Source organism: Escherichia sp. KS167_9B (assembly GCF_030295215.1).
In the GTDB taxonomy this organism is placed as follows: Bacteria; Pseudomonadota; Gammaproteobacteria; order Enterobacterales; family Enterobacteriaceae; genus Escherichia; species Escherichia coli_F.
Window position 1 is genome coordinate 4,377,372 of record NZ_AP025754.1, and the last position, 21,406, is coordinate 4,398,777.

19 protein-coding genes are annotated in these 21,406 nt (G+C 53.0%); 12 read left to right on the top strand and 7 right to left on the bottom strand.

What is annotated here, in order from left to right; translation table 11 throughout:
• Positions 1-118 precede the first annotated feature (118 nt).
• The 3 genes from coaBC to slmA all read left to right on the top strand — a co-directional run bounded on the left by coaBC (position 119) and on the right by slmA (position 2,477).
• Entirely contained in the window at positions 119-1,339 is a 1,221-nt protein-coding gene (gene coaBC, locus QUE34_RS21910) for a bifunctional phosphopantothenoylcysteine decarboxylase/phosphopantothenate--cysteine ligase CoaBC (protein WP_032304055.1), read from the top strand.
• A complete protein-coding gene (gene dut / locus QUE34_RS21915) occupies positions 1,317-1,775 on the top strand; it encodes a dUTP diphosphatase (protein ID WP_000976070.1) in 459 nt (152 codons plus the stop codon). The genes coaBC and dut overlap by 23 nt, the downstream gene beginning before the upstream one ends.
• 105 nt (positions 1,776-1,880) lie before the next feature.
• On the top strand, positions 1,881-2,477 hold the full coding sequence (gene slmA / locus QUE34_RS21920; protein WP_000818601.1) for a nucleoid occlusion factor SlmA: 597 nt from the start codon (positions 1,881-1,883) through the stop codon (positions 2,475-2,477).
• Between the two features lie 43 nt (positions 2,478-2,520).
• Here slmA and QUE34_RS21925 read toward each other — a convergent pair whose 3' ends face one another.
• From QUE34_RS21925 to rph, 3 genes are all read right to left on the bottom strand, one after another.
• A complete protein-coding gene (locus tag QUE34_RS21925; protein WP_103253763.1) occupies positions 2,521-3,480 on the bottom strand; it encodes a reverse transcriptase family protein in 960 nt (319 codons plus the stop codon).
• A 296-nt stretch (positions 3,481-3,776) separates the two neighbouring features.
• Entirely contained in the window at positions 3,777-4,418 is a 642-nt protein-coding gene (pyrE, locus tag QUE34_RS21930; RefSeq protein ID WP_000806154.1) for an orotate phosphoribosyltransferase, read from the bottom strand.
• A 65-nt stretch (positions 4,419-4,483) separates the two neighbouring features.
• Entirely contained in the window at positions 4,484-5,200 is a 717-nt protein-coding gene (gene rph, locus QUE34_RS21935; RefSeq protein WP_001247087.1) for a ribonuclease PH, read from the bottom strand.
• A gap of 126 nt (positions 5,201-5,326) precedes the next feature.
• On the opposite strand from rph, the gene QUE34_RS21940 reads away from it, so the two are divergent.
• The gene (locus QUE34_RS21940; RefSeq protein WP_000621336.1) at positions 5,327-6,190 is read left to right on the top strand and encodes a YicC/YloC family endoribonuclease; all 864 of its coding nucleotides are present in this window, start codon (positions 5,327-5,329) and stop codon (positions 6,188-6,190) included.
• Between the two features lie 251 nt (positions 6,191-6,441).
• A complete protein-coding gene (locus QUE34_RS21945; protein ID WP_032304057.1) occupies positions 6,442-7,059 on the top strand; it encodes a trimeric intracellular cation channel family protein in 618 nt (205 codons plus the stop codon).
• Here the strand turns inward: QUE34_RS21945 and ligB are convergent.
• Positions 7,056-8,738, bottom strand: coding sequence for an NAD-dependent DNA ligase LigB (gene ligB, locus QUE34_RS21950; RefSeq protein WP_032185481.1), 1,683 nt, complete (start codon positions 8,736-8,738; stop codon positions 7,056-7,058). The two genes, QUE34_RS21945 and ligB, sit on opposite strands and share 4 nt — an antisense overlap.
• Positions 8,739-8,995: 257 nt before the next feature.
• Here ligB and gmk point away from each other — a divergent pair, with 257 nt between their 5' ends.
• Genes gmk through recG form a run of 5 tightly spaced genes read left to right on the top strand, consistent with a single transcriptional unit; the run spans position 8,996 to position 14,859 of the window.
• Complete coding sequence (gene gmk / locus QUE34_RS21955) at positions 8,996-9,619, top strand: guanylate kinase (RefSeq protein WP_001295237.1); 624 nt, start codon at positions 8,996-8,998, stop codon at positions 9,617-9,619.
• 54 nt (positions 9,620-9,673) lie between these two features.
• Positions 9,674-9,949, top strand: coding sequence for a DNA-directed RNA polymerase subunit omega (gene rpoZ, locus QUE34_RS21960; RefSeq protein WP_000135058.1), 276 nt, complete (start codon positions 9,674-9,676; stop codon positions 9,947-9,949).
• A gap of 18 nt (positions 9,950-9,967) precedes the next feature.
• On the top strand, positions 9,968-12,076 hold the full coding sequence (spoT, locus tag QUE34_RS21965) for a bifunctional GTP diphosphokinase/guanosine-3',5'-bis pyrophosphate 3'-pyrophosphohydrolase (RefSeq protein WP_032304059.1): 2,109 nt from the start codon (positions 9,968-9,970) through the stop codon (positions 12,074-12,076).
• A gap of 6 nt (positions 12,077-12,082) precedes the next feature.
• A complete protein-coding gene (trmH, locus tag QUE34_RS21970; protein ID WP_001070177.1) occupies positions 12,083-12,772 on the top strand; it encodes a tRNA (guanosine(18)-2'-O)-methyltransferase TrmH in 690 nt (229 codons plus the stop codon).
• A 5-nt stretch (positions 12,773-12,777) separates the two neighbouring features.
• Positions 12,778-14,859, top strand: a complete 2,082-nt coding sequence (gene recG, locus QUE34_RS21975) for an ATP-dependent DNA helicase RecG (RefSeq protein ID WP_103253762.1) — start codon at positions 12,778-12,780, stop codon at positions 14,857-14,859.
• 188 nt (positions 14,860-15,047) lie between these two features.
• Here recG and gltS read toward each other — a convergent pair whose 3' ends face one another.
• Positions 15,048-16,253, bottom strand: coding sequence for a sodium/glutamate symporter (gene gltS, locus QUE34_RS21980; RefSeq protein WP_000468837.1), 1,206 nt, complete (start codon positions 16,251-16,253; stop codon positions 15,048-15,050).
• Positions 16,254-16,532: 279 nt separating this feature from the next.
• On the opposite strand from gltS, the gene xanP reads away from it, so the two are divergent.
• Together xanP and QUE34_RS21990 are read left to right on the top strand one after the other, a co-directional pair.
• Positions 16,533-17,924 carry a xanthine/proton symporter XanP gene (gene xanP, locus QUE34_RS21985; protein WP_001295238.1) on the top strand — a complete coding sequence of 464 codons (1,392 nt, stop codon included), beginning with the start codon at positions 16,533-16,535 and terminating at the stop codon, positions 17,922-17,924.
• A 120-nt stretch (positions 17,925-18,044) separates the two neighbouring features.
• The gene (locus QUE34_RS21990; RefSeq protein ID WP_032304061.1) at positions 18,045-19,754 is read left to right on the top strand and encodes an AsmA family protein; all 1,710 of its coding nucleotides are present in this window, start codon (positions 18,045-18,047) and stop codon (positions 19,752-19,754) included.
• A gap of 43 nt (positions 19,755-19,797) precedes the next feature.
• Here QUE34_RS21990 and QUE34_RS21995 read toward each other — a convergent pair whose 3' ends face one another.
• Together QUE34_RS21995 and QUE34_RS22000 are read right to left on the bottom strand one after the other, a co-directional pair.
• Positions 19,798-20,478, bottom strand: a complete 681-nt coding sequence (locus tag QUE34_RS21995) for a D-lyxose/D-mannose family sugar isomerase (protein ID WP_001297961.1) — start codon at positions 20,476-20,478, stop codon at positions 19,798-19,800.
• On the bottom strand, positions 20,459-21,391 hold the full coding sequence (locus QUE34_RS22000) for an ROK family protein (RefSeq protein WP_032304063.1): 933 nt from the start codon (positions 21,389-21,391) through the stop codon (positions 20,459-20,461). Before QUE34_RS22000 ends, QUE34_RS21995 begins: the two co-directional genes overlap by 20 nt.
• Positions 21,392-21,406: the final 15 nt, after the last annotated feature.

A 21,406-nucleotide genomic window follows, 5' to 3' on the forward strand; every position in this document is an offset into this window, starting at 1 on the left:
CGGTCAGTTTTCAATCCTGGAAAGCGCCTCGCAAAGTGATTTTCAGGTGAAGGCACGACAACAAAAGTATTGTGATAAAATCGCCAACTTCTGGTGTCACCCAACAGGAAAAATCATCATGAGCCTGGCCGGTAAAAAAATCGTTCTCGGCGTCAGCGGCGGTATTGCTGCCTATAAAACCCCTGAACTGGCGCGTCGTTTGCGCGATCGCGGGGCCGACGTCCGCGTAGCCATGACCGAAGCGGCAAAAGCCTTTATTACCCCACTTAGCTTGCAGGCAGTTTCGGGGTATCCCGTTTCCGACAGTCTGCTTGACCCGGCAGCCGAAGCCGCTATGGGCCATATTGAGCTGGGTAAATGGGCTGATTTAGTGATTCTCGCCCCTGCCACGGCAGATTTGATTGCCCGTGTTGCTGCCGGAATGGCGAATGACCTGGTATCGACGATTTGCCTGGCTACACCTGCGCCTGTAGCCGTGCTGCCCGCCATGAACCAGCAGATGTACCGTGCAGCTGCCACGCAGCATAATTTAGAGCTGCTTGCCTCGCGTGGTTTGCTCATCTGGGGGCCAGATAGCGGCAGTCAGGCTTGTGGTGATATCGGCCCTGGGCGAATGCTCGATCCGTTAACCATTGTTGATATGGCGGTAGCACATTTTTCGCCCGTCAACGACCTGAAACATCTGAACATTATGATTACCGCCGGCCCGACGCGTGAACCGCTTGACCCGGTGCGTTATATCTCTAATCACAGCTCCGGCAAGATGGGGTTTGCTATCGCTGCTGCTGCTGCCCGTCGTGGCGCGAACGTCACACTGGTATCAGGTCCGGTTTCGCTACCGACGCCACCGTTTGTTAAACGTGTTGATGTAATGACTGCGCTGGAAATGGAAGCCGCCGTAAATGCTTCTGTACAGCAGCAAAATATTTTTATCGGTTGCGCCGCCGTGGCGGATTATCGCGCAGCTACCGTAGCCCCAGAGAAAATCAAAAAGCAGGCCACGCAGGGTGATGAATTAACAATAAAAATGGTTAAAAACCCCGATATCGTCGCAGGCGTTGCCGCACTAAAAGACCATCGACCCTACGTCGTTGGATTTGCCGCCGAAACAAATAATGTGGAAGAATACGCCCGGCAAAAACGTATCCGTAAAAACCTTGATCTGATCTGCGCGAACGATGTTTCCCAGCCAACTCAAGGATTTAACAGCGACAACAACGCATTACACCTTTTCTGGCAGGACGGAGATAAAGTCTTACCGCTTGAGCGCAAAGAGCTCCTTGGCCAATTATTACTCGACGAGATCGTGACCCGTTATGATGAAAAAAATCGACGTTAAGATTCTGGACCCGCGCGTTGGGAAGGAATTTCCGCTCCCGACTTATGCCACCTCTGGCTCTGCCGGACTTGACCTGCGTGCCTGTCTCGACGACGCCGTAGAACTGGCTCCGGGTGACACTACGCTGGTTCCGACCGGGCTGGCGATTCATATTGCCGATCCTTCACTGGCGGCAATGATGCTGCCGCGCTCCGGATTGGGACATAAGCACGGTATCGTGCTTGGTAACCTGGTAGGATTGATCGATTCTGACTATCAGGGCCAGTTGATGATTTCCGTGTGGAACCGTGGTCAGGACAGCTTCACCATTCAACCTGGCGAACGCATCGCCCAGATGATTTTTGTTCCGGTAGTACAGGCTGAATTTAATCTGGTGGAAGATTTCGACGCCACCGACCGCGGTGAAGGCGGCTTTGGTCACTCTGGTCGTCAGTAACACTACGCATCCGAATAACGTCATAACATAGCCGCAAACATTTCGTTTGCGGTCATAGCGTGGGTGCCGCCTGGCAAGTGCTTATTTTCAGGGGTATTTTGTAACATGGCAGAAAAACAAACTGCGAAAAGGAACCGTCGCGAGGAAATACTTCAGTCTCTGGCGCTGATGCTGGAATCCAGCGATGGAAGCCAACGTATCACGACGGCAAAACTGGCCGCCTCTGTCGGCGTTTCCGAAGCGGCACTGTATCGCCACTTCCCCAGTAAGACCCGCATGTTCGATAGCCTGATTGAGTTTATCGAAGATAGCCTGATTACTCGCATCAATCTGATTCTGAAAGATGAGAAAGACACCACAGCGCGCCTGCGTCTGATTGTGTTGCTGCTTCTCGGTTTTGGTGAGCGTAATCCTGGCCTGACCCGCATCCTCACTGGTCATGCACTAATGTTTGAACAGGATCGCCTGCAAGGGCGCATCAACCAGCTATTCGAGCGTATTGAAGCGCAGTTGCGTCAGGTATTGCGTGAAAAGAGAATGCGTGAGGGTGAAGGTTACACCACCGACGAAACCCTGCTGGCAAGCCAGATCCTGGCCTTCTGTGAAGGTATGCTGTCACGCTTTGTCCGCAGCGAGTTTAAATACCGCCCGACGGATGACTTTGACGCCCGCTGGCCGCTAATTGCTGCGCAGTTGCAGTAATTCTCCCAAACGTTCAGGCAGAAACGTCTGCCTGACGCTTTTCTTACCATGCCACCAGCATTCGCTTTACACTCACCCTCGCCTGTTTAAAGGCCTCATCCTCAGGATTGATTTGCAATAACCAGTTTATTCTTCCCTGCAAAGCATAAAGATACGCCGTTGCCTGTGCGTGGAGATCGCCAGAAGGATCAAGTTCACCACGATGACTAAGATGCGAAATAACGCCATATTTTTGGCACAAGTGTACTTCCTGACGCAGCGCCCGGCGCGCTTCACGGGCAAGCTGTGGCTTGTGATTAACAACAATCCCGGTTACCTGCTGGCGCTTACAGGCAGCTATCAGGCAACTTTTGCGTTGATTGAGGCTCAGGCCCAGCTCCGCTAACAATCCGCATACTTTATTTTTAACCTGGCGGGCATTGAAGTGACCAGAAAAGGTCATGTCATCGCAGTAGCGGGTGTAGGTAATTCCCCGAGCCTGACACCATTCCCCTATGCACTCATCAAAACGGCGCATCACAAGATTGGAAATGGCAGGCGAAGTTGGCGCCCCCTGCGGTAACGCGTCGTTATAGCAACAAAGCCAGGTCAGCATGGTTACCACATTGCGTGGCAACTGGGTCTGGCTAAACACACGCCAGACCTGTAACCAGCTAATGCTATCGAAAAAGTTTTCGATATCGAGTTTAAGGATCTGCGGCTGTTGGCAGTGAGGCTGCGCGTTGCTGACGATTGGGCGACCCTGTCGGTAGGCGGTAGCAAAAGGGGAAAGAGGGAATTGTGAAAGGACGTTCTTAAGAATGTTGCGCTGTACGGTTTTGAGCAAGTAATCAGGGGCTAACACCACCCGCTGACCGCCGTGACGCTTAGAAAGAATAATCCGTCGGTAATGGCGTGCGGCATGATTACTGAGCGCATACAGCCGCTGTATTTCTTTATCGGCGCTCCAGCCCGGCGAGCCGAACAAATCAAGCGCCAGAAGGGTTATCCGGGTAGCATCCATTCCACTCTCCACATCACGGCGACCAAAAGAGGCACCAACAGCGGCAATACCCTCAAACTATCCCGAAGGCGCGTAACTGTACTGAGCGCGTCAGCGCGACGTACGCGAAGCGTACTTAAGTACAATGGAGCGACTTTGAGTATCTGGACAAACTACTGGCGTTAAGTCGGCGACTCGCCGACCCTCCCGGCACAAAAGGCCGGAAACGCTATTGCCACTGCTGGCGAAAGCAGATTAACACGATATCTTAAACCGCATCACGCTGCGCACAGTAAAAACCTGCGCAGCGCATATTTTTAAACGCCGAACTCTTCGCGATAGGCCTTAACCGCCGCCAGATGTTCCGCCATTTCCGGCTTCTCTTCAAGATAAGCAATCAGGTCTTTCAGGGTGATGATAGAGATCACTTTGCAGTTGTAATCACGCTCAACTTCCTGAATTGCCGAAATCTCGCCGCGACCACGCTCCTGACGATCGAGCGAAATCAATACACCAGCAAGCGTCGCGCCATTGGCCTGAATAATTTCCATCGACTCGCGAATCGCCGTTCCGGCGGTGATCACATCATCCACCAGCATTACGCGTCCTTGTAACGCGCTACCAACCAGATTGCCGCCTTCACCGTGGTCTTTTGCTTCTTTGCGGTTAAAGCAGTACGGCAGGTCCAGGTCATGATGCTCCGCCAGCGCCACGGCAGTTGTGGTGGCAATCGGGATCCCTTTGTAAGCAGGGCCAAACAGCAGATCGAACTCAATGCCGGAATCCACTAACGCTTCAGCGTAAAAACGGCCTAACAGTGCCAGATCGCGCCCGGTATTAAACAGCCCGGCGTTGAAGAAATAGGGGCTTTTGCGCCCGGACTTCAGCGTAAACTCGCCAAACTTTAATACCTGCTTGCCAAGCGCAAATTCAATAAACTGGCGCTGATATGGTTTCATGCCTTCGCTCCTCATCTTACTTTTCTACAGACAAAAAAAAGGCGACTCATCAGTCGCCTTAAAAATCAGTTTGCCAGCGCCGCCTTCTGCGTCGCTACAATGGATTCGATTCCCCCTCGGGCCAGCGCCAACAAGGTGAGTAGCTCTTCATGGGTAAACGGCTCGCCTTCCGCCGTTCCCTGCACTTCAATGATGCGCCCGTCTTCGGTCATCACCACGTTCATGTCCGTTTCAGCGGCAGAGTCTTCAACGTATTCCAGATCGCAAACCGCTTCGCCGTTCACAATCCCGACAGAAACCGCGGCTACCATCCCTTTCATCGGGTTGGTTTTCAGCTTGCCATTTTCAACCAGTTTATTCAGGGCATCGGCTAGTGCAACACAAGCACCGGTGATAGAAGCAGTGCGGGTGCCGCCATCAGCCTGAAGTACGTCGCAGTCCAGCGTAATAGTAAACTCACCGAGGGCTTTCAAATCTACTGCGGCGCGCAATGCACGAGCGATCAGACGCTGGATTTCCATCGTGCGGCCGCCCTGCTTACCCTTCGCCGCTTCACGGGCATTACGGGTATGAGTAGAACGCGGCAGCATACCGTATTCTGCGGTGATCCAGCCCTGGCCCTGACCTTTCAGGAAGCGCGGCACGCCTTCTTCAATAGAGGCGGTACACAACACTTTGGTATCGCCAAATTCGACCAGCACCGAGCCTTCTGCATGTTTTGTATAGTTACGAGTCAGGGTAACGGGACGCACCTGATTATTGCTACGGCCTGCTGGACGCATATTGAAATCTCCGGCTTGAAACAAATGTGGCTGCGCATTATACGGACTTCCGGCGGTTATTCCTATCCTGACAAGGCATCGATGGCTATAATCCTTCCACCTCTCCTTTTATAAACAGGAACGTCTATGATCCGCAGTATGACCGCCTACGCCCGGCGTGAAATCAAGGGTGAATGGGGGAGCGCAACCTGGGAAATGCGCTCGGTAAACCAGCGTTATCTGGAAACTTACTTTCGTCTGCCGGAGCAGTTCCGTAGCCTTGAACCTGTCGTTCGCGAGCGTATTCGTTCTCGCCTGACGCGTGGTAAAGTGGAATGTACCCTGCGCTATGAGCCAGATGTCAGCGCACAAGGTGAGCTGATCCTCAACGAAAAACTGGCTAAACAGCTGGTAACTGCCGCGAACTGGGTAAAAATGCAGAGTGACGAAGGGGAAATCAACCCGGTTGATATTCTCCGTTGGCCAGGCGTGATGGCAGCCCAGGAGCAGGATCTCGACGCGATTGCTGCTGAAATTCTCGCGGCGCTGGATGGTACGCTGGATGACTTTATCGTCGCGCGCGAAACCGAAGGTCAGGCGCTGAAAGCATTGATCGAGCAGCGTCTGGAAGGCGTTACCGCCGAAGTGGTCAAAGTCCGCGCCCATATGCCGGAAATCCTGCAATGGCAGCGTGAGCGTCTGGTCGCTAAGCTGGAAGATGCTCAGGTTCAGTTGGAGAACAACCGTCTGGAGCAGGAGTTGGTTCTGCTGGCACAACGAATTGACGTTGCCGAAGAGTTGGACCGCCTCGAAGCGCATGTTAAAGAGACCTACAACATTCTGAAGAAAAAAGAAGCCGTTGGTCGTCGTCTGGACTTTATGATGCAGGAGTTCAACCGCGAGTCAAACACCCTGGCCTCGAAGTCTATCAATGCCGAAGTGACAAACTCTGCCATCGAGCTGAAAGTGTTGATCGAGCAGATGCGCGAGCAAATCCAGAATATTGAGTAAACAACATATCTCCGTAGGCCGTTGTAAATTACAGCGGCGCTACGCATATAGTTTCGTCCTCACGTTTAATTACTCCATACTTTTTCTAATGCATTTTACTTATCACGAAATCAGAATAATGCATTCACACTACAGAAAATAACAATTTCACATAACTACAAGTTATCAATTCCCTCTCACCTTAAAAAATCTCAATCGTGACAATGCGCACAAATCGCTACCCTGCCAGACAGATTTTTAGGGAGAGAACCATGCTGTTACACATTTTGTATTTGGTTGGCATTACTGCCGAAGCCATGACGGGGGCGCTGGCGGCCGGACGACGGCGCATGGATACATTTGGCGTAATTATTATTGCGACCGCCACGGCAATTGGCGGAGGGTCAGTGCGCGATATTCTGCTGGGCCACTATCCGCTCGGCTGGGTCAAACACCCGGAATATGTGATTATCGTCGCTACCGCCGCAGTACTCACCACTATCGTTGCTCCTGTAATGCCTTACCTGCGCAAAGTGTTTCTGGTGCTCGATGCGCTCGGACTGGTGGTCTTTTCTATCATTGGCGCACAGGTTGCACTGGATATGGGACACGGCCCGATCATTGCCGTTGTCGCAGCTGTGACGACCGGCGTATTTGGCGGCGTTTTGCGCGATATGTTCTGTAAACGCATCCCACTGGTATTCCAGAAAGAGTTGTATGCCGGTGTCTCATTTGCCTCCGCCGTGCTGTACATCGCGCTGCTACACTATGTTTCTAACCATGATGTGGTGATTATCTCCACCCTGGTATTCGGCTTTTTTGCCCGTTTACTGGCGCTACGTCTTAAGCTGGGATTACCGGTCTTTTACTACAGCCACGAAGGTCACTAAGGTTCAAAACCTGTGATCTGCTGGGCGGCCAGCCAACTGCCCAGCTTCTTGATTTGCGCATTTTCCTTCCATTCAATAACCTGTCTGGCGCGCCCCGATCCAGTCCCCGGCAACTGCTGCCAGAACTGTTCTGTGCTAAATAAAAGTTGCGACCAGGACCGTTCATCACTGGCGTTAAGCGCCGCCCGGGTTAGTGGTATTCCCATTGCCATCACCCAGCGAGTAAAAGGCTGCTTACGAGCCAGATTAAACTGATGCCATAACTGTGTGCTTTTACTTTTCGCGATCCCCGGCGTGTTCTGTAATTGCTCTGGCGTTAATAAAAGCCAGGAAAAGATATGCTCAAAGCGATGAGTCTGATGCAGCGCGCGCCAGCCAGCCTCACCAATGCCATCCAGCCCCAGAACCTGTTTTGACCCCAGCCAGACTAAGCGTGAAATGAACTGTTCCCGACAAACATCAGAAGCAAAGTAGCAGGTCAACGAGTTAAAGCGGTTTTCTGGTGGTGTCGGTTTTGTGCGTTCTGTACCGCGCCAGACCACATTATCAATGCGAGGAATACCCTGCCCGGCAAGGCTGACGAGGATCTGATCACCAGGCGCAATATCCCACTCCTGCCAGCGTCTGACGGAACCAACATTCACCCGCTGAACTTTTTTATCATCCAACATGACAGGCACAAGTGACGCAACCACCGAGATTTTACCGCTCTTGCCCACCGCAAACTGAATCGCCTTCACTTCGGCAACCTGAGCTACAGGTTGATATTTCCAGGCCACCAGCCACTCTGCCTGGCCCGGCAGCCAATGGCGAGATTCGGGTTCCTTAGCCGCTCGTACAACCACGCCATCGGTGACGAAGGGTAATTTCGCTTTCCACCACTCATTGCGTATGCGCTCAACCTCATCAGCATTGTTAACCGCACGGGTATACGTCTGCGTTAGAGTAAAACCTGCGGTAGTCAGCTGCTGTAAACGATCGGTCATTAACTGCGTTCCATCCGGCCATGCCCAGACAAAAACGCCCAGTGAATTCAGCGTGTCGCTATTCCCCTGGCGCATCAGGAGACCAGCAACTTTTGAGCGGGCATTTATTCCCCCCATTTGTTGTTGGATATGCCCCTCGCGCTTGAGAAATATTTCCCCCTGAAGTGTACTATTGACTAAAGGCCCGCTAACGGTTTGCGGCACAGAGGGAATTAAGCTAACTTTCTGCGTCCAGTCCTCCCCTTTCAGGCCATTGCCGCGACTGATTGCTTTGTTCAGTTTCCCGTCCCGATAAACCAGGGTTACCGCAACGCCATCGACTTTCGGTTGCACCCAAAGATCGTTGTGTTCACGCATCCAAAGACGTAGTGCATTTTTATCCGCTAATTTACGCACGCCTGTATGCGCAACTGGATGCATAACTGTGCCTGCCAAAGGTGGCATCATCGCGTCGCGGGACTCGTTCCCAAAACAGCGTTGCCACTGCGTGAGACGGGCGCTTAACTGATCGTAAACACCGTCTTCAATCTCACTTTCCCCTTCCTTCCAGTAGTCATCGTCCCACTGTTTTATTTGCTGTTGCAGGCGGGAAATTTCTTCCTGTGCTCTGGCTGGCGACCAGGCCGGACAGACCGCCCACGCCGATGATTGCCAGCACAAGATACTTATTAATATCGCCATCCATACTTTCATCATCACCTCCGCTGTAGATAGTCAGGCAGATATACAACGTGATGAAAGCAAAGCCGAGTGGCAAAAACGGAGTCTGCGAGGACGCTTCCTGAGAATCGTCTTTATTGCAGTGAATCACAGGCAAATGCGGAAGCAGCTACGCAAAACGCAACAACTTTGCGCAAAAAGTGTGAGCAAGGGCTACGTCACATGGCCGCGCCGTGTATAATAAGCTCGTATGTAGGCTTTATTTCGCTAATCACATACGAAAGATACTCATGGCTCAAGGCACGCTTTATATTGTTTCTGCCCCCAGTGGCGCGGGTAAATCCAGCCTGATTCAGGCTTTATTAAAAACCCAACCGTTGTATGACACCCAGGTTTCTGTTTCACACACCACACGCCAACCGCGTCCTGGTGAAGTCCACGGTGAACATTATTTCTTTGTTAATCATGATGAATTTAAAGAAATGATTAGCAGAGATGCGTTCCTGGAACACGCAGAAGTTTTTGGTAATTACTATGGCACTTCGCGTGAGGCCATTGAGCAAGTACTGGCGACCGGTGTCGATGTTTTTCTCGATATCGACTGGCAGGGCGCGCAGCAAATTCGCCAGAAGATGCCGCACGCGCGGAGTATCTTTATTTTACCGCCGTCCAAAATTGAACTGGACCGCCGTCTACGCGGTCGCGGTCAGGACAGCGAAGAGGTCATTGCAAAGCGTATGGCGCAAGCTGTTGCAGAAATGAGCCATTACGCCGAATATGATTACCTGATTGTGAATGATGACTTCGATACCGCGTTGACCGATTTGAAGACCATTATTCGCGCCGAACGTCTGCGCATGAGCCGCCAAAAGCAGCGTCATGACGCTTTAATCAGCAAATTGTTGGCAGACTGAACCTGATTTCAGTATCATGCCCAGTCATTTCTTCACCTGTGGAGCTTTTTAAGTATGGCACGCGTAACTGTTCAGGACGCTGTAGAGAAAATTGGTAACCGTTTTGACCTGGTACTGGTCGCCGCGCGTCGCGCTCGTCAGATGCAGGTAGGCGGAAAGGATCCGCTGGTACCGGAAGAAAACGATAAAACCACAGTAATCGCGCTGCGCGAAATCGAAGAAGGTCTGATCAACAACCAGATCCTCGACGTTCGCGAACGCCAGGAACAGCAAGAGCAGGAAGCCGCTGAATTACAAGCCGTTACCGCTATTGCTGAAGGTCGTCGTTAATCACAAAGCGGGTCGCCCTTGTATCTGTTTGAAAGCCTGAATCAACTGATTCAAACCTACCTGCCGGAAGACCAAATCAAGCGTCTGCGGCAGGCGTATCTCGTTGCACGTGATGCTCACGAGGGGCAAACACGTTCAAGCGGTGAACCCTATATCACGCACCCGGTAGCGGTTGCCTGCATTCTGGCCGAGATGAAACTCGACTATGAAACGCTAATGGCGGCGCTGCTGCATGACGTGATTGAAGATACACCCGCCACCTACCAGGACATGGAACAGCTTTTTGGTAAAAGCGTCGCCGAGCTGGTAGAGGGGGTGTCGAAACTTGATAAACTCAAGTTCCGCGATAAGAAAGAGGCGCAGGCCGAAAACTTTCGCAAGATGATTATGGCGATGGTGCAGGATATCCGCGTCATTCTCATCAAACTTGCTGACCGTACCCACAATATGCGCACGCTGGGCTCACTTCGCCCGGACAAACGTCGCCGCATCGCCCGTGAAACCCTCGAAATTTACAGCCCGCTGGCACACCGTTTAGGTATCCACCACATTAAAACCGAACTCGAAGAGCTGGGTTTTGAGGCGCTGTATCCCAACCGTTACCGCGTAATCAAAGAAGTGGTGAAAGCCGCACGCGGCAACCGTAAAGAGATGATCCAAAAAATCCTCTCGGAAATCGAAGGGCGTTTGCAGGAAGCGGGAATACCGTGCCGCGTCAGTGGTCGCGAGAAGCATCTTTATTCGATTTACTGCAAAATGGTGCTCAAAGAGCAGCGTTTTCACTCGATCATGGACATCTACGCCTTCCGCGTGATCGTCAATGATTCCGACACCTGTTATCGCGTGCTCGGGCAAATGCATAGCCTGTACAAGCCGCGTCCGGGTCGCGTGAAAGACTACATCGCTATTCCAAAAGCGAACGGCTATCAGTCTTTGCACACCTCGATGATTGGCCCGCACGGCGTGCCGGTTGAAGTCCAGATCCGTACCGAAGATATGGATCAGATGGCGGAGATGGGTGTTGCCGCGCACTGGGCTTATAAAGAGCACGGCGAAACCAGCACGACTGCACAAATCCGCGCCCAGCGCTGGATGCAAAGCCTGCTGGAGCTGCAACAGAGTGCCGGTAGTTCGTTTGAATTTATCGAGAGCGTTAAATCCGATCTCTTCCCGGATGAGATTTACGTTTTCACACCGGAAGGGCGCATTGTAGAGCTGCCTGCCGGTGCAACGCCCGTCGACTTCGCTTATGCGGTGCATACCGATATCGGTCATGCCTGCGTGGGCGCTCGCGTCGACCGTCAGCCTTACCCGCTGTCGCAGCCGCTCTCCAGTGGCCAAACCGTTGAAATCATTACCGCACCGGGCGCTCGCCCGAATGCCGCATGGCTGAACTTTGTCGTTAGCTCGAAAGCGCGCGCCAAAATTCGTCAGTTGCTGAAAAACCTCAAGCGTGATGATTCTGTAAGCCTGGGCCGTCGTCTGCTCAATCACGCGTTGGGTGGCAGCCGTAAGCTCAATGAAATCCCGCCGGAAAATATTCAGCGCGAGCTGGACCGCATGAAGCTGGCAACGCTTGACGATCTGCTGGCCGAAATCGGCCTTGGTAACGCAATGAGCGTGGTGGTCGCGAAAAATCTGCAGCAGGGAGACGGTTCCATTCCACCGGCAACCCAAAGTCACGGACATCTGCCAATTAAAGGTGCTGATGGCGTGTTGATCACCTTTGCGAAATGCTGCCGCCCTATTCCTGGCGACCCGATTATCGCCCACGTCAGCCCCGGTAAAGGTCTGGTGATCCACCATGAATCCTGCCGTAACATCCGTGGCTACCAGAAAGAGCCAGAGAAATTTATGGCTGTGGAATGGGATAAAGAGACGGCACAGGAGTTCATCACCGAAATCAAGGTGGAGATGTTCAATCATCAGGGCGCGCTGGCAAACCTGACGGCGGCAATTAACACCACGACCTCGAATATTCAAAGTTTGAATACAGAAGAAAAAGATGGTCGCGTCTACAGCGCCTTTATTCGTCTGACTGCCCGTGACCGTGTGCATCTGGCGAATATCATGCGCAAAATCCGCGTGATGCCAGACGTGATTAAAGTCACCCGAAACCGAAATTAATGTTTTATGAACCCAACACGTTATGCACGCATCTGCGAAATGCTCGCCAGGCGGCAGCCTGATCTGACCGTCTGCATGGAGCAGGTCCACAAACCTCATAACGTTTCTGCGATTATTCGTACTGCAGATGCCGTTGGCGTACATGAAGTTCATGCTGTCTGGCCTGGCAGTCGGATGCGCACCATGGCTTCGGCTGCGGCTGGCAGCAACAGTTGGGTACAGGTAAAAACGCACCGTACCATTGGCGATGCCGTCGCCCATCTGAAAGGCCAGGGCATGCAGATTCTGGCTACACATCTTTCTGATAACGCTGTCGATTTCCGCGAAATTGATTACACCCGCCCGACCTGTATTTTGATGGGTCAGGAGAAAACGGGTATCACGCAGGAAGCGTTAGCCCTGGCGGATCAGGACATCATCATTCCGATGATCGGCATGGTGCAGTCGCTGAATGTTTCCGTTGCCTCAGCCCTTATTCTTTACGAAGCCCAGCGCCAGCGGCAAAACGCAGGCATGTATCTGCGGGAAAACAGCATGTTGCCGGAAGCGGAGCAACAACGCCTGCTGTTTGAAGGCGGCTATCCGGTGCTGGCGAAAGTCGCAAAACGCAAAGGCCTGCCCTACCCCCACGTTAATCAGCAAGGCGAAATTGAAGCCGATGCTGACTGGTGGGCCACTATGCAGGCAGCAGGGTAAGCGCCATGAAAGGTCGCCTGTTAGATGCTGTTCCGCTCAGTTCGCTAACGGGCGTTGGCGCGGCGCAAAGTAATAAGCTGGCGAAAATCAATCTGCATACCGTGCAGGATTTACTCTTACACCTTCCTCTGCGCTACGAAGATCGCACCCATCTCTACCCCATCGGTGAACTACTGCCGGGCGTTTACGCCACGGTGGAAGGCGAAGTGCTGAATTGCAATATCTCCTTCGGCGGTCGGCGGATGATGACCTGCCAGATCAGCGACGGTTCCGGCATTCTCACCATGCGCTTTTTCAATTTCAACGCGGCAATGAAAAATAGCCTGGCGACGGGCCGCCGTGTGCTGGCCTATGGAGAAGCAAAGCGCGGTAAATACGGTGCAGAGATGATCCACCCGGAATACCGCGTGCAGGGCGATCTCAGTATGCCAGAGTTGCAGGAAACGCTAACGCCGGTTTACCCAACTACGGAAGGCGTAAAGCAGGCCACGCTGCGTAAATTAACCGACCAGGCGCTGGATCTGCTCGACACCTGCGCCATTGAAGAACTCCTGCCGCCGGAACTGTCACAAGGAATGATGACGCTACCGGAAGCGTTGCGCACTTTGCACCGCCCGCCGCCGACGCTACAGCTTAGCGATCTCGAAACCGGGCAGCATCCGGCACAACGCCGGCTGATTCTGGAAGAGTTGCTGGCGCATAACCTCAGCATGTTAGCCTTACGTGCCGGAGCACAGCGTTTTCATGCCCAGCCGCTGAGCGCCAATGACGCGCTGAAAAATAAACTCCTCGCAGCCTTACCGTTCAAGCCAACGGGCGCACAGGCACGCGTGGTGGCGGAGATCGAGCGCGATATGGCGCTGGATGTGCCGATGATGCGCCTGGTGCAGGGCGATGTAGGTTCCGGTAAAACGCTGGTCGCCGCCCTCGCCGCGTTGCGTGCGATTGCGCACGGCAAACAGGTGGCATTGATGGCACCAACCGAATTACTCGCCGAGCAGCACGCCAATAACTTCCGTAACTGGTTTGCTCCGCTCGGTATCGAAGTGGGCTGGCTCGCCGGTAAACAGAAAGGTAAAGCACGACTGGCACAGCAGGAAGCCATCGCCAGCGGTCAGGTGCAGATGATTGTCGGTACACACGCCATCTTCCAGGAACAGGTGCAGTTTAACGGCCTGGCGCTGGTGATCATCGACGAACAGCATCGTTTTGGCGTGCATCAGCGTCTGGCGTTATGGGAGAAAGGCCAGCAGCAGGGCTTCCATCCGCATCAGTTGATCATGACCGCCACGCCGATCCCCCGCACGCTGGCAATGACTGCATATGCCGATCTCGATACCTCGGTCATTGATGAGTTACCGCCTGGTCGTACGCCTGTGACGACGGTGGCTATCCCGGATACCCGCCGCAACGACATTATCGACCGCGTGCGCCACGCCTGCATGACTGAAGGTCGTCAGGCGTACTGGGTTTGTACGTTGATTGAAGAGTCAGAGTTACTGGAAGCGCAGGCAGCAGAAGCCACGTGGGAAGAGTTGAAACTGGCGCTACCAGAGTTGAATATTGGCCTGGTACACGGACGGATGAAGCCAGCCGAGAAGCAGGCCGTCATGGCATCATTTAAACAAGGCGAGTTACACCTGCTGGTTGCCACGACCGTTATTGAAGTCGGCGTTGATGTGCCTAACGCCAGCCTGATGATCATCGAAAACCCGGAGCGTCTGGGTCTGGCGCAGTTGCACCAGCTACGTGGGCGTGTAGGTCGTGGCGCGGTGGCTTCTCACTGTGTGCTGCTCTACAAAACGCCGCTCTCCAAAACCGCGCAAATCCGCCTGCAAGTGCTACGCGACAGTAACGACGGTTTTGTGATTGCACAAAAAGATCTGGAGATTCGCGGCCCTGGCGAATTGTTAGGCACGCGTCAGACGGGTAATGCTGAATTTAAAGTGGCGGATTTGCTGCGCGATCAGGCGATGATCCCGGAAGTTCAGCGCCTGGCACGCCATATTCACGAACGTTACCCACAGCAGGCAAAAGCCCTGATAGAACGCTGGATGCCAGAAACAGAACGTTACTCAAATGCGTAAAAGGCGGCGGTGAGAAACCGCCATTTCAGGTTACCCTACCTTCCTGCCGGATGCGGCGTGAACGCCTTATCCGTCCTACAAAAAAACTACAAATTCAATAAATTGTGAATCAATACGCAGACTTGATAAGCGAAGCATATCAGACATTTGTCTTTGTTGCGGCGGCACTTATACCGCCGCTTCATCAATTAACCCGCAAAAATCGGCAACATCAAATACAGTTTAATCACCAGCGCGTTAACGATATCAATAAAGAACGCACCAACCATCGGCACGACCAGGAACGCCATGTGCGACGGGCCAAAACGTTCGGTGATTGCCTGCATGTTGGCGATTGCCGTTGGCGTTGCACCAAGGCCAAAACCACAGTGACCCGCTGCCAGCACTGCCGCATCGTAGTTTTTACCCATCATGCGCCAGGTGACGAAAATGGCATACAACGCCATGAAGATGGTCTGTACCACCAGAATCGCCAGCATCGGCAGCGCCAGCGAAGCCAGCTCCCATAGTTTCAGCCCCATCAGCGCCATCGCCAGGAACAACGACAGGCTTACGTTACCAAGCACGGATACCGCACGCTCAAAGACGCGGTAAAAGCCCATCATTGACAGACCGTTGCTCAGAATCACGCCAACAAACAGTACACAGACGAAGGTCGGCAGTTCAAAAGCAGTGCCAGCCAAAAGTTGCGCAACAATTTTCCCCACCGTCAGGCAGATAGCAATCAGCGCGATAGTTTCAATCAGCACCAGCGAGGTGATCATGCGGCCCACATCCGGCTTTTCGAACGCCGTCGGGACTTCCTGGTCATCCGGAATACCGTTCGGTGTGGTGGAGTGTTTCACCAGATAGCGCGCCACCGGACCGCCAATCAAGCCGCCCAGCACCAAACCGAACGTTGCACAGGCCATCGCCACTTCCGTCGCATTGGTGAAGCCATAACGTTCAATGAACAATTTACTCCACGCAGCGCCCGTACCGTGACCGCCGGAAAGCGTAATAGAACCGGCCAACAGCCCCATCAGCGGATCAAGCCCTAACAGGCTAGCCATACCAATGCCAATGGCATTTTGCATCACCAACAGACCAACAACCACAATCAAGAAGATGCCAACCACGCGCCCACCGGCACGCAGACTGGCAAGGTTGGCGTTCAAACCAATGGTGGCGAAGAAAGCCAGCATTAACGGATCGCGCAGGGACATATCAAAGTTGACTTCCCAGCCCATGCTTTTTTTCAGTACCAGTAGCGCCAGCGCCACCAACAAACCACCCGCAACAGGTTCCGGTATGGTGTATTTCTTCAAAAAGGAGACGGAATGGACCAACTTACGCCCGAGCAGCAACGTCAGCGTTGCAGCAACAAGCGTTGCTAAAGTATCGAGATGAAACATAGTTACTCCTTTGTATCCGCATCACTCTTTCATACTCGTCATACTTCATCGCGCAGTGGCACCTTCATGAAATATGACGGGTATCGAGTCATGCTTTCCTGGGTCAAATTCTCAGCTGTTAATGAACAAATGGCATGGATTTTAAGCAGAAAAATACCAAAAGTTATATAAAAAAGTGCATTTATCTCATTTAAATATTTAGCAGAGGCCGTGGCAAACGTTTGCTTTTCTCTTTCGGTCAGCTAAAATGCCCGCTTTGCTACCACGGGATTGTTTTCGATGTCTGTTTCCACCCTCGAGTCAGAAAATGCGCAACCGGTTGCGCAGACTCAAAACAGCGAACTGATTTACCGTCTTGAAGATCGTCCGCCGCTTCCTCAAACTCTGTTTGCCGCCTGTCAGCATCTGCTGGCGATGTTCGTTGCGGTGATCACGCCAGCGCTATTAATCTGCCAGGCGCTGGGTTTACCGGCACAAGACACGCAACACATTATTAGTATGTCGCTGTTTGCCTCCGGTGTGGCGTCGATTATTCAAATTAAGGCCTGGGGTCCGGTTGGCTCCGGGCTGTTGTCTATTCAGGGCACCAGCTTCAACTTTGTTGCCCCGCTGATTATGGGCGGTACAGCGCTTAAGACTGGTGGTGCTGATGTTCCTACCATGATGGCGGCTTTGTTCGGCACGCTGATGCTGGCAAGTTGCACTGAGATGGTGATCTCCCGCGTTCTGCATCTGGCGCGCCGCATTATTACGCCGCTGGTTTCTGGCGTTGTGGTGATGATTATCGGCCTGTCACTGATTCAGGTTGGGCTAACATCCATTGGCGGCGGTTACGCAGCCATGAGCGATAACACCTTCGGCGCACCGAAAAATCTGTTGCTGGCAGGCGTGGTCTTGGCCTTAATTATCCTGCTTAACCGTCAGCGTAACCCATATTTGCGCGTGGCTTCACTGGTGATTGCGATGGCGGCAGGATATGCGCTGGCGTGGTTTATGGGCATGTTGCCAGAAAGCAACGAACCGATGACGCAAGAACTGATTATGGTGCCAACGCCGCTCTATTACGGTCTTGGCATTGAATGGAGTCTGCTGCTACCGCTGATGCTGGTCTTTATGATCACTTCGCTGGAAACCATTGGCGATATCACGGCGACCTCTGACGTTTCCGAACAGCCAGTGTCCGGTCCGCTGTACATGAAACGCCTGAAAGGCGGCGTGCTGGCAAACGGCCTGAACTCGTTTGTCTCGGCGGTGTTTAACACCTTCCCTAACTCCTGCTTCGGACAGAACAACGGAGTGATCCAGTTGACCGGAGTTGCCAGCCGCTATGTCGGTTTTGTCGTCGCACTGATGTTGATCGTGCTGGGCCTGTTCCCGGCAGTGAGTGGTTTTGTACAACACATTCCAGAACCGGTTCTGGGCGGCGCAACGCTTGTAATGTTTGGCACCATCGCCGCCTCCGGTGTGCGTATCGTTTCTCGTGAGCCGCTGAACCGTCGGGCGATTCTGATTATCGCGCTGTCGCTGGCGGTCGGTCTGGGCGTGTCTCAGCAGCCGCTGATTTTGCAGTTTGCCCCTGAATGGCTGAAAAACCTGCTCTCCTCCGGGATCGCCGCGGGCGGTATTACTGCCATCGTGCTGAATCTGATTTTCCCACCAGAAAAACAGTAATTCACTGGCGGCGGTAAGATAATTACCGCCGCAGTCTCACCTCTTTCACCATTCCCGCCTTGAGGATTGCGCGTAAATCGTGCATAACTCCCTTATGTGCATTTCACGGGATGGAAGACCATGAAATTTATTGGGAAGCTGCTTCTCTACATTCTCATCGCTCTGTTAGTGGTGATCGCTGGCCTCTATTTTCTTCTGCAAACCCGCTGGGGAGCAGAACATATCAGCGCATGGGTTTCCGAGAATAGCGACTATCATCTGGCCTTCGGGGCGATGGATCACCGTTTTTCCGCGCCATCTCATATCGTGCTGGAGAACGTCACGTTTGGTCGTGATGGTCAGCCCGCGACCCTGGTGGCAAAAAGTGTCGACATTGCGCTAAGCAGTCGCCAACTGACCGAACCACGCCATGTCGATACCATCCTACTGGAAAACGGGACGCTGAATCTCACCGACCAGACCGCGCCGCTACCGTTCAAAGCCGATCGTCTGCAACTGCGTGATATGGCGTTTAATAGCCCGAATAGCGAATGGAAACTGAGCGCGCAGCGGGTAAATGGTGGCGTGGTTCCGTGGTCACCAGAAGCCGGTAAAGTGCTGGGTACGAAGGCGCAGATTCAGTTTAGTGCCGGATCGCTTTCGCTCAATGATGTTCCTGCCACCAATGTACTGATTGAAGGCAGTATTGATAACGATCGCGTTACGCTGACTAACCTGGGTGCCGACATCGCCCGCGGGACATTAACCGGAAACGCGCAGCGTAACGCCGACGGCAGCTGGCAAGTGGAAAATCTGCGGCTGGCGGATATCCGTCTACAAAGCGAAAAATCGCTAACCGACTTCTTTGCGCCATTACGCTCTGTCCCGTCGTTGCAGATTGGTCGCCTGGAAGTCATTGACGCTCGTCTGCAAGGTCCGGACTGGGCGGTGACCGACCTCGATCTCAGCTTGCGCAACATGACCTTCAGTAAAGATGACTGGCAGACACAGGAAGGCAAACTGTCGATGAACGCCAGCGAGTTCATTTATGGTTCGCTGCATTTATTTGACCCGATTATAAACGCGGAATTTTCCCCGCAGGGCGTAGCACTGCGCCAGTTCACCAGCCGCTGGGAAGGGGGCATGGTCAGAACGTCAGGGAACTGGTTGCGTGACGGGAAAATGTTGATCCTTGATGATGCGGCAATTGCCGGACTGGAATATACCTTGCCAAAAAACTGGCAACAGTTGTGGATGGAAACGACACCCGGTTGGTTAAACAGCCTGCAACTGAAGAGATTTAGCGCCAGCCGCAATCTGATCATTGATATCGACCCTGACTTCCCGTGGCAGCTCACCGCGCTCGATGGTTACGGTGCCAATCTGACGCTGGTTACCGATCATAAATGGGGCGTCTGGAGTGGCTCGGCGAATCTGAATGCCGCCGCCGCAACGTTTAATCGTGTTGATGTCCGTCGTCCGTCGCTGGCGCTAACTGCCAACAGCAGCACGGTGAATATCAGCGAACTGAGTGCATTTACTGAAAAAGGCATTCTGGAAGCCACCGCCAGTGTTTCACAAACGCCACAACGTCAGACCCATATCAGCCTGAATGGACGCGGTGTGCCGGTGAATATTTTGCAACAGTGGGGATGGCCTGAACTACCGTTGACTGGCGACGGCAATATTCAGCTTACCGCCAGTGGCGATATTCAGGTCAATGTCCCGCTGAAACCTACGGTTAGCGGGCAATTGCATGCCGTGAATGCCACAAAGCAGCAAGTGACTCAAACCATGAATGCGGGCGCAGTTTCCAGTGGTGAAGTTACGTCGACGGAGCCGGTGCAGTAAAAATAAGGACGCTAGCGGATATCAGCGCTAGCGTTCCCCGTTATTAGCGCAAAATTCCATACTCACTGCACAATAACCATTTCACCGGTTCATCTTCTTCTATCGCCGGAAAACGTCCTCCCGGCTCAAGAAAATAATTATCGTGTTGGTCATCATTTACCATCGAAATTTCCCAGCCGAGAACAAACGCTTTTTCCGCCCAGAAGCGATGATACAGACGCGGCGGCAGGCAAATGCCCTGCCCCGGCTTTAGCACCAGCGTTTCACCAGGTTTCATGGTACGCCGCTGACCATCAACACTCACGGTAATGACTCGTTGATCATCACAGAGATTGGCTTCGTTGGCCCAGGCCAACTGCATGCATAAGTCTCCACCGCCCCGATTGAGGATATCTTCCATTTTGTGGGTGTGAAAATGCCAGGGAGTCTGCTGATCTTGTTGGATCTGCAACATTTTCTCAGCATACGGTTTTGGATATGCCGCCGACCCCAGCGCGCCGTTGCGCATCGTTAGCAGTGTTAGTCCCGTTTGGTTGAAATCACCACGACCAAAATCGGTGATATCCCAACCGAGCTGTAAGTCGACTACTTCTTGCCAGTTATCCCGTTCCCGCTGCAGCCAGTCATCCACCGTAAAATAGGCGAACTCTGGCAAACAAACGCGGAAGGTCTGCGCAATGGCATGTGCTTTATCAATAACATAATTAATTTGTGAGCGTTTCATTGGCTTCTCCGTTGCGCATAGCAAGCCAGGCAGCGCCACGCATTCCGCTACTGTCGCCGTGCTGCGCTTTTACAATGGGAGTGGTGAATTGATCGGTGAAAACCAGTGGAGCGACTTCTGCGTTCAGATCGGTGATAAGCAGTTCCACATTCGAAAGCCCGCCGCCGATCACAATCACGCCAGGGTCAACAACGTTAACGATGGTTGCCAGCGTGCGGGCAAGCTGTTGGCGAAAACGTGCCACCTGCTGCATGGCACAAGCATCACCACGTTGTGCCAGGGTGACAATCGCCGCAGGAATGAGCAAGTTACCAGTCATCTGTTGATAGCGTTCACTAAAACCGCTGCCGGAAACAAACGACTCCACGCAGTTGTGTTTGCCGCAATAGCAACTGACTGATGGACCATCTTCCTGCTCCGTATAGCCTGGCAACGTGATATGACCGCATTCGGCAGCATTTCCCCAGGCCCCTATAAACGGTCGTTGCTTGATGGCAATGCCACCGCCGCAGCCAGTGCCAAGCGTAATACCAAATACCACATCATAATCTTGCCCGGCACCGTCGCAAGCTTCTGATAGCGCGAAACAGTTACCATCATTGGCTATCACCACCGGTTGCCCAAGCAATTGCTGCAAATCAGCCTGTAACGCATGACCGTTAATCACCTGAATATTCGCATTTTTAATCAGGCCAGTGAGTGGCGAGATACTGCCGGGTAAGGCGATCCCTGTCAGCATCGGTCGTTGAACGTCCCGCCTAATCTGCTCGATAAGCGCCACAACGCATGAGACAAATTGTTGATATGTCGACTTTTGCGTCGGGCAGCGGTAACGGCGAATCTCCCAGCCATGCGCATCCATGACGACGGCGGCGATTTTGGTCCCACCAATATCCAACCCCAGATAGTGCATATCTCGTTCCTTGTT

Coding starts and splice junctions, on each gene's coding strand:
- dut (WP_000976070.1), top strand. CDS start 1,317: ATGATGAAAAAAATCGACGTTAAGATTCTGGACCCGCGCGTTGGGAAG.
- QUE34_RS21925 (WP_103253763.1), bottom strand. CDS start 3,480: ATGGATGCTACCCGGATAACCCTTCTGGCGCTTGATTTGTTCGGCTCG.
- gltS (WP_000468837.1), bottom strand. CDS start 16,253: ATGTTTCATCTCGATACTTTAGCAACGCTTGTTGCTGCAACGCTGACG.
- slmA (WP_000818601.1), top strand. CDS start 1,881: ATGGCAGAAAAACAAACTGCGAAAAGGAACCGTCGCGAGGAAATACTT.
- rph (WP_001247087.1), bottom strand. CDS start 5,200: ATGCGTCCAGCAGGCCGTAGCAATAATCAGGTGCGTCCCGTTACCCTG.
- QUE34_RS21945 (WP_032304057.1), top strand. CDS start 6,442: ATGCTGTTACACATTTTGTATTTGGTTGGCATTACTGCCGAAGCCATG.
- coaBC (WP_032304055.1), top strand. CDS start 119: ATGAGCCTGGCCGGTAAAAAAATCGTTCTCGGCGTCAGCGGCGGTATT.
- gmk (WP_001295237.1), top strand. CDS start 8,996: ATGGCTCAAGGCACGCTTTATATTGTTTCTGCCCCCAGTGGCGCGGGT.
- trmH (WP_001070177.1), top strand. CDS start 12,083: ATGAACCCAACACGTTATGCACGCATCTGCGAAATGCTCGCCAGGCGG.
- pyrE (WP_000806154.1), bottom strand. CDS start 4,418: ATGAAACCATATCAGCGCCAGTTTATTGAATTTGCGCTTGGCAAGCAG.
- QUE34_RS22000 (WP_032304063.1), bottom strand. CDS start 21,391: ATGCACTATCTGGGGTTGGATATTGGTGGGACCAAAATCGCCGCCGTC.
- rpoZ (WP_000135058.1), top strand. CDS start 9,674: ATGGCACGCGTAACTGTTCAGGACGCTGTAGAGAAAATTGGTAACCGT.
- QUE34_RS21940 (WP_000621336.1), top strand. CDS start 5,327: ATGATCCGCAGTATGACCGCCTACGCCCGGCGTGAAATCAAGGGTGAA.
- recG (WP_103253762.1), top strand. CDS start 12,778: ATGAAAGGTCGCCTGTTAGATGCTGTTCCGCTCAGTTCGCTAACGGGC.
- xanP (WP_001295238.1), top strand. CDS start 16,533: ATGTCTGTTTCCACCCTCGAGTCAGAAAATGCGCAACCGGTTGCGCAG.
- QUE34_RS21995 (WP_001297961.1), bottom strand. CDS start 20,478: ATGAAACGCTCACAAATTAATTATGTTATTGATAAAGCACATGCCATT.
- ligB (WP_032185481.1), bottom strand. CDS start 8,738: ATGAAAGTATGGATGGCGATATTAATAAGTATCTTGTGCTGGCAATCA.
- QUE34_RS21990 (WP_032304061.1), top strand. CDS start 18,045: ATGAAATTTATTGGGAAGCTGCTTCTCTACATTCTCATCGCTCTGTTA.